The organism is Lentzea sp. NPDC004789, from assembly GCF_053601075.1.
Genome location: NZ_JBSGBE010000040.1, coordinates 12444 through 25259 on the forward strand (window position 1 = coordinate 12444; position 12816 = coordinate 25259).

General features: G+C 69.1%; 16 protein-coding genes. 5 read left to right on the top strand and 11 right to left on the bottom strand.

Going from position 1 to position 12816, the window contains the following annotated elements; genetic code table 11:
* Positions 1-14 precede the first annotated feature (14 nt).
* Genes ACWEIJ_RS44945 through ACWEIJ_RS44965 form a run of 5 tightly spaced genes read right to left on the bottom strand, consistent with a single transcriptional unit; the run spans position 15 to position 2925 of the window.
* The gene (locus ACWEIJ_RS44945; RefSeq protein ID WP_449843421.1) at positions 15-680 is read right to left on the bottom strand and encodes a hypothetical protein; all 666 of its coding nucleotides are present in this window, start codon (positions 678-680) and stop codon (positions 15-17) included.
* 7 nt (positions 681-687) lie between these two features.
* Positions 688-1257, bottom strand: coding sequence for a hypothetical protein (locus ACWEIJ_RS44950; RefSeq protein ID WP_449843422.1), 570 nt, complete (start codon positions 1255-1257; stop codon positions 688-690).
* The gene (locus ACWEIJ_RS44955; RefSeq protein WP_449843423.1) at positions 1250-1750 is read right to left on the bottom strand and encodes a WXG100-like domain-containing protein; all 501 of its coding nucleotides are present in this window, start codon (positions 1748-1750) and stop codon (positions 1250-1252) included. The genes ACWEIJ_RS44950 and ACWEIJ_RS44955 overlap by 8 nt, the downstream gene beginning before the upstream one ends.
* Entirely contained in the window at positions 1747-2073 is a 327-nt protein-coding gene (locus ACWEIJ_RS44960) for a WXG100 family type VII secretion target (protein ID WP_449843424.1), read from the bottom strand. Before ACWEIJ_RS44960 ends, ACWEIJ_RS44955 begins: the two co-directional genes overlap by 4 nt.
* A 15-nt stretch (positions 2074-2088) precedes the next feature.
* Entirely contained in the window at positions 2089-2925 is an 837-nt protein-coding gene (locus tag ACWEIJ_RS44965) for a YbaB/EbfC family nucleoid-associated protein (RefSeq protein ID WP_449843425.1), read from the bottom strand.
* Between the two features lie 254 nt (positions 2926-3179).
* Between ACWEIJ_RS44965 and ACWEIJ_RS44970 the strand changes: the two genes are divergently transcribed.
* Together ACWEIJ_RS44970 and ACWEIJ_RS44975 are read left to right on the top strand one after the other, a co-directional pair.
* Positions 3180-4409 (top strand): serine hydrolase domain-containing protein, encoded by a 1230-nt coding sequence (locus tag ACWEIJ_RS44970; protein ID WP_449843426.1) that lies wholly within the window; start codon positions 3180-3182, stop codon positions 4407-4409.
* 78 nt (positions 4410-4487) lie between these two features.
* Positions 4488-5234 (top strand): GH12 family glycosyl hydrolase domain-containing protein, encoded by a 747-nt coding sequence (locus ACWEIJ_RS44975; RefSeq protein WP_449843427.1) that lies wholly within the window; start codon positions 4488-4490, stop codon positions 5232-5234.
* Positions 5235-5299: 65 nt separating this feature from the next.
* Here the strand turns inward: ACWEIJ_RS44975 and ACWEIJ_RS44980 are convergent, their stop codons facing one another.
* The 4 genes from ACWEIJ_RS44980 to ACWEIJ_RS44995 form a co-directional block, all read right to left on the bottom strand.
* Positions 5300-5941, bottom strand: a complete 642-nt coding sequence (locus ACWEIJ_RS44980) for a hypothetical protein (RefSeq protein WP_449843428.1) — start codon at positions 5939-5941, stop codon at positions 5300-5302.
* Between the two features lie 138 nt (positions 5942-6079).
* On the bottom strand, positions 6080-7024 hold the full coding sequence (locus ACWEIJ_RS44985) for a hypothetical protein (RefSeq protein ID WP_449843429.1): 945 nt from the start codon (positions 7022-7024) through the stop codon (positions 6080-6082).
* A 104-nt stretch (positions 7025-7128) separates the two neighbouring features.
* Positions 7129-7683 carry an RNA polymerase sigma factor gene (locus ACWEIJ_RS44990; RefSeq protein ID WP_449843430.1) on the bottom strand — a complete coding sequence of 185 codons (555 nt, stop codon included), beginning with the start codon at positions 7681-7683 and terminating at the stop codon, positions 7129-7131.
* A 240-nt stretch (positions 7684-7923) separates the two neighbouring features.
* On the bottom strand, positions 7924-8430 hold the full coding sequence (locus ACWEIJ_RS44995) for a MarR family winged helix-turn-helix transcriptional regulator (protein ID WP_449843431.1): 507 nt from the start codon (positions 8428-8430) through the stop codon (positions 7924-7926).
* Positions 8431-8574: 144 nt separating this feature from the next.
* On the opposite strand from ACWEIJ_RS44995, the gene ACWEIJ_RS45000 reads away from it, so the two are divergent.
* The 3 genes from ACWEIJ_RS45000 to ACWEIJ_RS45010 all read left to right on the top strand — a co-directional run bounded on the left by ACWEIJ_RS45000 (position 8575) and on the right by ACWEIJ_RS45010 (position 10941).
* On the top strand, positions 8575-9186 hold the full coding sequence (locus ACWEIJ_RS45000) for an NAD(P)-dependent oxidoreductase (protein WP_449843432.1): 612 nt from the start codon (positions 8575-8577) through the stop codon (positions 9184-9186).
* A gap of 25 nt (positions 9187-9211) precedes the next feature.
* A complete protein-coding gene (locus ACWEIJ_RS45005) occupies positions 9212-9652 on the top strand; it encodes a DUF6069 family protein (protein ID WP_449843433.1) in 441 nt (146 codons plus the stop codon).
* 68 nt (positions 9653-9720) lie between these two features.
* The gene (locus tag ACWEIJ_RS45010; RefSeq protein WP_449843434.1) at positions 9721-10941 is read left to right on the top strand and encodes an amidohydrolase family protein; all 1221 of its coding nucleotides are present in this window, start codon (positions 9721-9723) and stop codon (positions 10939-10941) included.
* 54 nt (positions 10942-10995) lie between these two features.
* On the opposite strand, the gene ACWEIJ_RS45015 is transcribed toward ACWEIJ_RS45010, so the two are convergent.
* A complete protein-coding gene (locus ACWEIJ_RS45015; protein WP_449843435.1) occupies positions 10996-11637 on the bottom strand; it encodes a hypothetical protein in 642 nt (213 codons plus the stop codon).
* A gap of 79 nt (positions 11638-11716) precedes the next feature.
* Positions 11717-12778 carry an aldo/keto reductase gene (locus ACWEIJ_RS45020; protein ID WP_449843436.1) on the bottom strand — a complete coding sequence of 354 codons (1062 nt, stop codon included), beginning with the start codon at positions 12776-12778 and terminating at the stop codon, positions 11717-11719.
* Between the last annotated feature and the right edge of the window lie 38 nt (positions 12779-12816).

Sequence of the window (12816 nt, forward strand, 5' to 3'; positions counted from 1 at the left end):
CCTACTCAGGCGGATCATTCGGCAATGCCCAGATCACGCAGCTCGTGGAACGCGTCGAGCTGCTCCTGGAAGGTCTTGGACCGCTTCGGGGCCACCACCACGCTCGTGTCGTACGGGGCCTCGGCGGCACGTTCGACGTAGATCTGCGCGTAAACGGACAGTGCGTCGACATTCGCGGCCGCGGCGGCGGCACGGTGAACGAGGAACTGGGTTTCCGGGTCGCGTTTCACGAGATGCCCCGGAACGTCCCAGATCTCGACGTCGCTGAACTCCGCCTCGGTGATGTCCAGCGCCCAGTCGACGCCTTCGTACAGTTTCGCGGCCGCCGGAGCGAGCACCGCACGTGAATCGTCCTCGACCGCCGGGCGGAAGCGGACTGCGCCGACCTTGCCCCGGAGCACGACGTGCGTGCAGACGCAGGCTTCGAACTCGATGGTCTTGGGGTGGGTCAGGGTGTCGACCGTGACGTCCTCGAACCGGACGCCGTACAGCTCGACGTTGCCCGCCTTGCACTTGCGCAGGGCGACGTTGCGGACCACCAGCCCGTAGGCGGGGTCGTCGGCCGGCTGCATGATCACTCCGCCGACGAACGAGCACCGCTCGAAATCGAGATCCGCGATCTCCGCCGACGACTCGATGATCTTGCGGTACTCGAATTCTTCCTTGACGTGGTTTCGCATCGATTTCCTACCGGAAGATGTCGTCGAGCTTGGTTCTGGGCACCGACGGATATTGCAACACCTGGTCCGGGTGACTGTAGTACGGCCGATTCATGTGCGTGCGCAGCGATGTCGCGCTGCCGCCGGTGACGTCCACGTTGTGCTGCCCGCCGATCTTGAAGTCCGGCACCGCCTTGCCGGTTTGACTCGCCCCGAGGTGGGTGATGTTCGTGTCCGAGCGCACGCGGCGGGCGACGTCCTTTTCGATTTCCGTGCCGACGAACCTCGAGCGCAACCAGGGTTCCTGCTTGCCCCTGGCGAGCTGGGCGGGTGACAGCCCGGCGCGGATCTGGGCCGCCGAGCGGTTGGAGGACGCGGTCACCGCGTTCTTGAGGTTGTCGTAGCTCGCCTTGTCCTTGGCGCTGAGCTTCTTGACCCACGCGCCCGGTACCGGCTTGGGCTTGGGAGCCTTCTTCGCCGCCGACTTGGCGGCGGCCGCGACACCGGCCGGCCGCTTCGACTTGCGCAGCCCCTTCAGGGCGGGCTTGAGGATCCCGGCACCGGCCTTGGCCGCCTTGCCGCCCGCGCGCTTAGCCATTCAGCACCGCGTTGATCGCCAGGTCCAACGCCTGGTCCAGCAGCATGTCGGTGATCTTCTTGAAGATCGGGATCTCCGCCAGGGAGGCACCGAACGTCGGCACGGCCGTGGCAATGGCCTGGGCGATCTCGACCGCGAGCATCGCCAGCTGCACCACCACGGCGATCTTCAACGCCACGACCACACCGGCGCACACGTAGAGGCCGGTCCCGATCAGCGTGGACGCCGTCGCGCCGTCGTCGAGGTTCTGCTTCGGCGACTCGCCGTCGGACCAGAACGCCCCGAACTTCTCCACCGCGGCACCGGAGTTGTTGCCGAGCACCCGCTGGGCGTGACCGTCGGCCTCGGCGGCGGCGGGTCCCAGCCGATCGGCGAACGACGACCACTGCCCGGCGAGGTCGAAGAGCTTGCCCTCGTCGCTGAGCGGCCAGTTGAAGCCGAGCGTGTTGAGCAGTCCGGCCAGTTCGGGCGGCAACATGACCCCGCTCGTCATGACAGCCCTCCCAGCACCTGCTGGAACACGTCCCGGTGCGCCGCGTCGGTCTCGGCGTAGTGGTCGGCCATGTCCTGCAACGTGTGACCGATCTCCTGCAGGCCTTCCGCGTTGTCCTGGAAGCTCTCGAACGCGACCTCGGAGGCGACCTGGTAGATCATCCCGAGGACCGAGCCGAGGTCGTCGTCACCGAACGCGTCCCCGAGAGCCGCGACCCGCGACTGGAACTCGGCGACCGCACCGGCGAGCGACTGCCCCGCCCCCTGCAGGCTCTTGGCCGCTCCGCCCACTTCCTCCGGATTGACCGTGAATCCGCCTGACACCGTGCAGCCCCCCTGCTACTGGTCCGCGTTGCGCATGATCGCGGTCATGCTGTCCGTGTAGGTGTGCAAGTGCTCCATGCTCTGCCGCCGCACGGCACCGGCCCGCTCCGCGAGCTGCCGCAGCGCCTCCGGGTCCCGCGGCTGCCGTCCCGCCTCGGCGCTGCGCCGCTCCCAGTCCGTCAGCGCTTCGTTGACCGCCTGCTGGACGGCCCGGCCGAACTCGGCCGGCGACATCTGCAACGCGGAACTGCTCAGCGTCATCCGGTTCAGCTCGCCCTGGCACACGGCGACGACGACCTCGTTCGCCTCGTCCCGTCCCTCACCGGTGACCGGTGCCGAGGCATCGCTGTCGAGCGCGGCCCGCATGGACCGCACCACCTCCATCGCCTCGTCGAACAGGAAGTCGACGTACTGAGGTGACGCGTCACCGCGGACCTGGACCTTGCCGGCCAGCTTGGCCATCGACTGCTCCACCGCGTCCTGGATCCGCCGCAGCGCCTGCCCGCCCGCCTCGGCGGCCTCCGCCAGCCCGGTGCCGACGGCCGCGAGATCCGGCCCCGGATCGCCGGCCCGCGGAGCCAGCGCGAGCGACTGCCTCACCGCGGGGTTGATCGCCTCCAGCAGCAGGTCCGCGACCTCGCGGCGGGACTTCGCCGACACCGCCTGGCTGACGACGACCGAGACGACTCGCCGGTCCCGCATCACCACCCGCACCGCGCCGTCGCCGGAGGTCCCCACGACCTCTTGACGGCCGGCGTCGTCTGCCGGTGTCCAGGTCCCGCCGGCCCGGACCTGGGCCAGGAGCGCCTGGCGCTCGGCGAGCAGGACCTCGTAATCCGCGTCCGGGTTCACATTCCCCCTCGAGTCGAACGAAGTTGCTCATAAGGAGGAACCCGAGCCTAGAGACCTGCGGAGCTGCGGGTGGCAAGAACGAGAACATTCCACGCCAGGAAGGAATTCGGCGCCCCGGCCATGCTCTGTCCATTGTGGAGCCTCGGATTGGGCGCTTATCGCGGACGTATCGAAAACCTCATACGCCCTCGCAACCCTCTCCTGACTTCGGTGGAGGCACATCCACTCTGGGACCAAGGGGAAGGGCCGTGAGCATGAGCGCGGATTCCGCACGTGGTGTCGACCGGCGGCGTGTGCTCGGCTGGGGCGGGCTGACGGCGGCCGGTCTGGTGGCCGGCACTCCGCCGACCGGTGTCCACGCCGAGCCGGAGGACCACCGGGTCCCACCGGACACCCGGCCCGGCGGGGCGTACGACCGGTACGTGGCGAAGCTGGCCGCCGAGGGCAGGTTCTCCGGTGTGGTGCTGCTGGCGCACCGCGGCAGGACCGTGCTGTCGCGCAGCTACGGCATGGCCGACCGGGAAAGGGGCATCCGCAACCACGAGGGCACCGCGTTCAGCCTCAGCTCGGCGGGCAAACCGTTCGTCGCGGTGGCGATCCTGCAGCTGGCGCAGCAGGGCAGGCTGAAGCTGTACGACACCGTCGGCACTTTTCTCACAGGCTTCAGCAAGGACGTCGCCGATCACGTGACCATCCACCACCTGCTCTCCAGCACCTCCGGGATGGGCAACGCGGACGTGGACGTCGACCGCGTCTTCCAGAGCAAGGAGGAGGTGCTGGAGTACAACGAGCAGTGGGCACGACGAGCGCCGCTGTTGGCACCCGTCGGCACTCCCAGCGACCACGCCGGCGCCGACATCGCCATCCCCGCGCTCATCGTGCAGGCGGTGACCGGCATGACGTACTGGGACTACGTGCAGGAGAACATCTTCCGGCGCTGCGGCATGACCGGCACGGGCTTCTTCACCAGGCCGCAGTGGCTGAGCGACGATCACATCGCGCACCCGTACATGACGCTGGCCGACGGCAGCACGGTGGACGCGGTGCGCAACCTGGACAAGAGCAGCACCAATCCGCGCACACCGGGCGTGAACCCCGGCCGCGCCTTCATCGACGCCCCCGGTGACGGCGGTTTCGCCACCGCGCCGGATCTGGTGCGGTTCGCGCAGGCGCTGGGCGACGGCACGGTGCTGGACCGGCCGTACGCCGCGTTGTTCACCGGAGCCAAGATTCCCCATCCGCCCCAGACCGGCGGTTTGCGGACGACCACCGCCGACGCGTCGTTCGGCGCCTACGGGCTGCCGGTGCACATCGTGAACGGCCACTGGGTGTTCGACCGCGCCGGCGGCAACCCCGGTGTCGCCGCCAGCTGGAGCATCTGCCCGGACATCGGCTGGGTGGGCGTCGTTCTCGCCAACGACGACTCCGTGCCGCTCCAGGAGATCCTCGAACGGCAGATGCAGGCCGTTCTCGGCCGGAGCTGACCCGAGCGCGAAGCGAGCAGGAGGCATTGACGTCCCGGTATTGTGGGAGCGCTCCCAGAACCTGCGAGAGGAGTCTTCATGCGAAGGAACATCCGTGCCCTCACTGCCGCGGGCGCGCTGGTCGCGAGCATCTTCGTCGCGACCTCAGGCTCGGCAGAAGCCGACACGACCATCTGCGACCAGTACGGGTCGACCACCATCCAGGGCCGCTACGTGGTCCAGAACAACAGGTGGGGCACCTCGGCACAGCAGTGCATCAACGTCACGTCGACCGGCTTCCGGATCACCACGCAACAGGGTTCCAGCCCGACCAACGGCGCCCCGGTGTCGTACCCGTCGGTCTTCCTCGGTTGCCACTACACCAACTGCTCCCCCGGCTCGACCCTGCCGAAGCAGGTCAGCCAGATCCGCAACGCCACGTCCTCGATCTCCTACCGGTACGCGGGCGGCACCTACGACGCCGCGTACGACATCTGGCTCGACCCCACGCCGAAGACCAACGGCGTGAACCAGATGGAGATCATGATCTGGTTCAACCGCCAGGGACCGATCCAGCCCATCGGCAGCGTCGTCGGCAACACCACGATCGGCGGCCGCAGCTGGCAGGTGTGGCGCGGCAGCAACGGTTCCAACAACGTCATCTCCTACGTCGCGCCGTCGCCGCTCAACTCCTGGTCGTTCAACGTGCTCGACTTCCTCAACGACGTGCGCGCCCGCGGTGCGATCACCAGCTCCTGGTACCTCACCAGCATCCAGGCCGGATTCGAGCCCTGGAACGGCGGTGTCGGCCTGGCCGTGGACAACTTCTCGGCCACGGTGAACTGACCGCGTGAACAACGCCGGCCGGCGCGCTCAGAAACCCGCCTGCCTGAACGTGCCGGCCGTGCTGCCTACTCCCCGCCGGGAGGAACCGCCTTTCCGACGTCCACGAGGACGCCGACCACGTCGCACGCCGTCACGGCCAGCTCCTCGACCCGTTCGACGAGGTCCACGCCGGTGAAGGTGAAGCACGCGACACCGTCGGCGATGTCCACGGCGGGCGACTGGTACGACGTGAGCTGGGCGAGCACCTTCTTCTCGACATCCCCCGCCACCAACGCCGCCAGGCCGCCCCACATCCCGTAGCCCCTGGAAGCCTGAGGCGGATTCATCCGCAGGTCTCCGCGCAGTTCCGGCACCTCCACCGCCACCACGAGGCTCAGGACGACCATTCTCCCCGACGGGACACCGTGATAGTGGCCCGAGGGCACCGCCGAGGAGAACACCGCAACTCGCACGGTCCGCCCCGCACAGGTCCCCTCCACCGCCCCGCGCCGCGTTCGTTCGGAGGCGCTCACCCGCCCCGCCGGCACGTCCTCGTCACGAGGAACCTGCCGCCAGCCGGGCTTGCCCGCCTGACGCCGAAGCGCTCCGACGGCCGCATTGGAGGAGCGGAGCAGCGCGGACTTCTGCCTGGCCTCGATGATCGAGTACAGGGCCGTCGCGATCAGGAAGAAGACTCCGATCACGGCCACGGTCAGCAGAAAGTCCATGCGTCCTCCGAGGAGCGTTCGCCCGGCACGGCTCCCCAGGTGGCGGGGAGCCCCTCATTGGACTACGCGGCCGACCGCCGTTTCACTCTTCTCCAGGCGGAGTCACCTTGTTGACGTAGAGCGGCCGGCTCGCTCGGATCAGAACTTGCCCGCGGCCACGTCGGCGAGGGTCACGCGGGCCGTCTGGTAGTTCACCGCCCAGGGCTTGGACGGTTCCGCCGAGCCCTTGACCGGGATGCCCTCGGAACGGATCGGCAGGCCGTTGTCGGCGTTGACGGTGAGGACGTACGTGGAATTGCCGCCCTGAATTGCGGCAGCCGCGGTGAGGGTCAGCGCGGCCTGGCCGTCGACGACGGTCTTGCCGATGGCCACGTCCTTCATGGTCGCGAGCAGCTTCAGCACCCCCGCGCGGACCTCCGCGTCGGAGGCGGCGATGTACAGCGCGTGCGTGGCGTTGCTGAACAGGTGGTTGTTGATGCGGTTCTCCAGGTCCTGGCCCGTAGGCCGGTCGGGAACCTTCTGCCCGGCCTTGCGGTACTTCTCCTCGACCGACGCCATGGCCTCCGCCCACGCCTTGTCCGCCTCGGTGGGGCTGAGGCCGATCCCCAGGGGGTTGCCCGCGGCGGTGATCATGTCGAACTTGGCCTTCTCCACGTCGCCGTTCGCGGCGAGGCGGGCCGCCGCCGTCACCTTCGCGTTGAACTGCGAAGCGGGCTCAGCGGCACCCTTGGCGACCGTGGCCGCCAGGTTCTGCGCCGAGTCGCCGGTGAAGACCTGCCCCTTGTCGGTGTAGACGGTGTAGTAGAGCTGCGGCCCGTCCGGCAACAGCTTCGTGTTGATGATCAGCGACGCTTCTCCCGGCAGCGTGCCGGCCGCCTTGACCGCGGAGGCCAGCTTCACCAGCGGTGACTCGACCACCACCGGCGGCGAGGCCGAGTCGGAGGGACCGACCGGGACGTCACCGCCCGTCGTCCCCATCACCACGGCCACCGCGACGGCCGCCGCACCCACGGCCGCGACGCCGACCTTGGTCCAGGACATCCACCGCTTCGGCCGCACGACCGTGTTCACAGGTTCCCCCATCGCCGTGTGCAACGCCGCGCGAGCACGGTCATAGGCCTCAGGACTCGGGGACGGCACTTCACGCAAGTTCTTCATCAGATCCATTTCGTCCATGGGTCGTCTTCTCACGTCGTCGGGACTCGCAACAGCGCGGCCACCTCAGGTGCCTCGCGCAACGCCTTGCGCGCCTGGTGCAACAGGCGCCGGGCCGTACCGGCGGGAATGTCGAGCACCCGCCCGGCCTCGGCGACGGTCAGGTCCTCCCAGGCGACCAGGCCCAGCACTTCCCGCTCTTCCGGTTTGAGCCGAGCCAATGCACTTCGCAGCTGTGCCTGCACGTCCACACGGGCATCCACCGCCGGCCACGGATCCCAGCCGTTCGCCACGCCGGTCAGGTCCGGCGCCGGCTCCTCGGCCGGTTCGGATCGCCAGTACCGCCGCAACCTGTTCAGCGCGACGCCGTACAACCAGGGCCTGGCCTCGGGGTACGAACTGTCATAGCTCGCACGGGATTCGTATGCCGCCACCCACACATCGCCGAGCACGTCCTCGGCGGCCTGACGCCCCACTCTGCGCGTCAGGTAGTTCCCGATCGCGGCCTCGTGACGGCTGATCACTTCCACGAAGGCAGCGGTGTCTCCACGCAGCGATCTGCCGATCAGTTCCGCGTCTGACGACATGAAGCTCCTCGGGTTCGCTCAGCCCTTACACCCCTTCTTTGCCAACGCGCGCGCAAAGCGTTCAGGCTGCATCACCCCATGCCGGACGAGGCCCGGCTGAACTCGCGAATGCAGAAGGGCGGAAACCGACCAGCGGTCTCCGCCCTCTTCACACTGCCAGCCTGGTCCACAAAGGACTCCCACCGGCAACCAGCCGTCGTTCAGCGCCGTCGCCCCCGTTCGACGACGGCCCGGAACGCGTCATGACGGACGTTGGTCGGCGACTTTGGGCAGGCAGGAGTCCCCGGGATCGATGGCCGCGAGGATGCGCCGCCCGATAGCGCCGAGCTGGCGCACCTGCGCCTTGGTCAGCGGGTCGAGCACCAGTCGCCGCACCTCCTCGACGTGACCGGGGGCGGCGGCGACCACCTTGTCCACGCCGTCGTCGGTGAGGATGGCGAGGGTGTAGCGCCCGTCCTCGGGATCGGGCGTGCGACGCACCCAGCCCCTGGCCTCCAGCCGGGTCACCACCTGCGACAGGCGGGACAGCGAGCCCTCGGAGAGCACGGCCAGCTCGCTCATCCGCAGCGTGTGGTCCGGTGCGTCCGACAGCACGGCCAGCACGGAGTGCTCGAAGAAGGTCATGCCCGCGTCGCGGCGCAGCTGCGCATCCAGGGCGGACATCAGCCGTGTCATGACGCCGACCAGTGCCAACCAGGAAGCCTGCTCCTCGGCGTCGAGCCAGCGCGGCTCCTCAGTCCTCGTCATGGCCTCACTGTACCGGAGCTCTCGCTTCACCGTTGAAGTGATACACGGATGACTTCACTTGACGATTGAAGTCATCCACCTCTAGCCTCACTTCATGCGTTAAGTGATTCAACTCTGTCCAACCTGGACAGTTGGGAGATCGTCATGAAGATGCTCATCCTCGGCGCGACCGGCGCGACGGGTCGTCTCGTCGTCGAGCAAGCCCTTGCAGCAGGCCATTCGGTGCGCGCCCTGGTGCGTTCCCCTCAGAAGCTGACCGTCTCGAATCCCGCGCTGGAGGTCGTCGCCGGACAGGCGACCGACCCCGTGGACGTGGGCCGGTCGATGGTCGGGATGGACGCGGTGATCAGCGCCCTCGGCGCGACGAAGGGCAGCGTCATCACCGACGCGACGCGGGCCGTCATCGCCGGGGCGGCGACCAGTGGCGTGCGGCGCTTCGTGCTGCTGTCGTCGTTCGCGGTGGTCCGTGATCGGCTCAGCGGTCCGGCCAAGCTCATGTCCGGCCTGGCGATGGGCGCGATGGTGCGCGACAAGGCCGCCGCCGAGGACCTGCTGCGCGACAGCGGCCTCGCCTGGACGGTCGTGCACGCCGTCCGCCTGACCAACGGCCCGGCCACCGCTCGCGCCAAGACCCTGCCCGACACCGCCACCCTGCGCATGAGCGACACGATCTCCCGCGCCGACGTCGCCACGTGGCTGCTGTCGGCAGCCGCGGACCAGGCCACCCAGAGCCGTGCCGTCGTCCTCGCCGCCTGAACCCTCGACCCTGACAGGAGCCCTCATGGACCACGTGACAATCACCGTCCGACCCGCCCGTCGTAGCGGCTTGATCGCCGTCGGCCTCGTTGCCGCCGCGATCGCGGCCACCGCGCTGAACGCGGTTGTCGCCGCCATCGCCCATGCCGCGGGCGCTTCGTCGCAGTTCCAGGCGCTGCAACTGCCGACGTACGCCGCCTTCACCGTCATCGGCGTGCTCGCCGGAGCCGCCGGTTGGGGCATCATCCGTGCCCGCGCCCGCAACCCTCGTCGCGTGCTGCGCGCACTCGTCCCCACCGTCGTGCTGATCAGTTTCGTGCCCGACCTGCTCGTCGGCGCCACCGGCTCGCTGCCCGGAACGAGTTGGGGCGGCGTCGCGGCCCTGATGATCATGCACGTCGTGGTCGCCGCTGCCGGCGTCGCCGCCTACTCGCGCGTGCTGCCTTTGCCCCTCGCACGCCCCTGATCTCGCTGGCACGTCACCCAGAGATGGAACCCGCGCTCGCCTCGGCTTGATCGGTGAACGGAGCGATGATGACGGCACGACTCGCGGTGCGCGCCGAGCGCGCGTTCGACGGTGAACGATGGATCGGAGGCGGGGCGCTCGTTCTGGTCGAGAGCGGCCGCATCGTCGGCGTCGAAGCGGCGACGACTCGGGTTCCACCCGGCTGGTCGGTGGTGGAGCACCCCGGTGGCACGTTGCTCCCCGGGCTGATCGACGCTCACGTGCACTTGTCGGGTGATGGCGAAGCCGGCGCGTTGGACCGGCTGGCCGACTACCGCGATGCGGAACTGGACGGGGTCATCGAGGCCTCGTTGCGCCGCCAACTGGCGGCCGGGGTCACGACGGTGCGGGACCTGGGCTGCCGCCGTTACGCCGTGCTCGGCTGGCGGAACCGGCCGGGGCTGCCCGCGGTCGTCGCATCCGGACCTCCGATCACGTTGCCGGGCGGGCACTGCGCGAACATGGGCGGTGGGGTGAGCGGCGACGCGCAGCTGCGCGATGCCGTCGCCGATCGGGTCGAGCGCGGTGCCGACGTCGTGAAGATCATGACCAGCGGTGGGGTCATGACACCTGGCAGCGACCCGTTCCAGCCGCAGTTCTCGCTGGAGGAGATGCGTCTCGTCGTCGAGCAGGCTCATGCCGCGGGGCTGCCGGTCACCGCGCACGCCCACGCGCTGGCCGCGGTCGAGCTCGCCGTCGCCGCCGGGGTCGACGGGATCGAGCACTGCACCTGCGGCAGCCGGGACGGCGTCCGGTTGCCGGCCGCACTGCTGGACTCCCTGGCGAACCGGAGGATCGCGGTGTGTCCGACGCTCGGCGTCGTCGGCACCCCCACTCCGCCACCGCACCTGCTGGAGTTGTTCCGCAATGTCGGACTGCTGCCGGAACAGGAGCGGTACCGGGCGGCCCGCCTCCACGAAAGCGGGGTCCGCCTCGTCTCCGGCAGCGACGGGGGCATCGGCGAGTTCAAGCCCCACGGCGTGCTGGCCGCCTCGATCATCGCACTGGCCGAGGCGGGCCCCGGACTCGACGCCGCCCTCGCCTCGGCCACGACGGTGGCGGCGGAGGTGTGCGGTCTGGCCAGGAGCAAGGGGCGCCTTCGCGCCGGCTACGACGCCGACCTGGTTCTCGTGGACGGCGACCCGTCCGCGGACCTGACCGCGTTGGCCCGTCCCGCGGCGGTCGTGCTCGACGGCCAGGTCGTTGCCAGTTACTCCGGTACACACGCACGTCCACTAGCAGGACTGTGACCTGTTTCGCGGCCCTCGGATCCCTGCTCCGGTTCGGTGCACCACTGTTCCTGCCTACTCCACGCCGGGCGGAACCGACTTCCTGACGTCCACGAGAACGTCGATCACGTCGCACGCCATGGCCACCAGGTCGTCGAGCTGCTCGACGAGGTCCATGTCGGTGAAGGTGAAGCACGCGGTGCCGTCGACGACGTCCACCGCCGGTGGCTGGTACGACACCAGCTGGGCGAACACCTTCTTCGCGGTCTCTCCCGCCACGAGAGGTGCGAGGCTGCCCAGGACCTCGTAGCGCCTGGCGCCCTGGACGGGGTTCAGCTGCAGGTCTCCCGGCAGCTCCGACGCGTCCACGACCACCACCAGACCCGGGACGACCGCCCACCTGACCGGGACGCCCTGCCAGGTTCCCGCGCGCCTCGACGAGGCGAAGACGGCGACCCGCACCGCCCGCCCGTCCTGGGTTCCCGCCAGCGCCACGTGCCGCGTCCGTTCGGAGGCCTCCATCCGCCCCGCGGGCACGTCCTCATCGTCGGGGACCTGCCGCCACCGGGGCTCGCCCACCCGGCGCCGAAGTGCCCCGGCGGCGACCGAGAGGGAGCGAGCGTCGGCGTTCTCCTGCCCGACGTTGACGATCGACACCACAGCGATCGTGATCAACAGGAGGACCCCGATCACCATCAGGACCTGCACCAGACCCATGCGTCCTCCGAGGAGCGTTGTGCGGCACGGCTCCCCGGTCGCGGGCAGCCCCTCATTGGACTACGCGAGCGGCTCCGCTTCACCCTTCTCCGGGCGGAGTCACCTTCTTGACGTAGAGCGGCACTTCGCCGACTTCGGCGGAACACCGGTGCACCGCCTCCGCGGTCGGTGCGAGGCCATCCCGCGTCTGCGACATGTCCTGCTCCCAGCTGCCGCGCGTGTCGACGTCCGCGGCATCCGCCAGCGTCTCCAGCTCCGCGATCTCCTCGTCGGCGAGCTCGATGCCGTGAGCTCGGACCAGCCCGTCGACGTAACCCGCCTTCGTGACCCCGATGATCGGGGTGGTCCCCTTGGCGATGGCCCAGGCGGTGGCGACGTCGGCGGCGGACGCGCCTCGGTCCTCTCCCATCGCCGCCATCCTGTCCGTGAGCGTCTGCAGCTGGGGCAGGACGCCGTTGTACACGGCCGCTCGGCTGCTGCCCTCCGGCATCGGATGGGCCGGGCTGTACCTGCCGGTCAGCGCCCCTTGTTCGAGGACCATGTAGGAAAAGAACCGCACGTCGTGCTCACGGCAGTGCTCGAGAATGCCCGCGCGCTCGGAGTTCCGGTACAGGAGGCTGTAGTGGTTCTGGACCGCCTCCACGCGAAAGCCTGCCTCGCCGAGGATCTGATCGGCGAGAGCGATCTCCTTCAGGTTGTGGTTGGAGACGCCGACGTGCTTGATCCTGCCGCTCTGCAGCAGCGGAATCAGAAGCGGCGTCCAGCGAGCCACGTCGGCGGGGTTGTGGATCCAGTGCAGATCCACGTAGTCCGTGCCCAATCGGTCGAGGCTCCGCGCCAGCATGTCCGCGACCGGATCGTCGCCGTCGCCTGCGATCTGCGGGGTGAACTTCGTGGACAGCTGGTATTCGCCGCGGGCGTAGCCCTTCAACGCCTGAGCGAGGACCGTCTCCGAGTGGCCCATGCCGTACACCACCGCGGTGTCCCACAAGGTGAACCCGTTCGACTGCGCCTTGTCGACGACCTCTCGCAGACCGGACGCGGTCAGCCGACTGCCGAAATAGCCGTCGCCCGCCTCGCCGCTGTCTCCCCAGGCCCACGTGCCCAGCGCCACCGCCGGCGCGGTCAGCGTCTTGCTCATCTCTCATCACCACCGGGTTCGCGTCGGAACGTCGATTC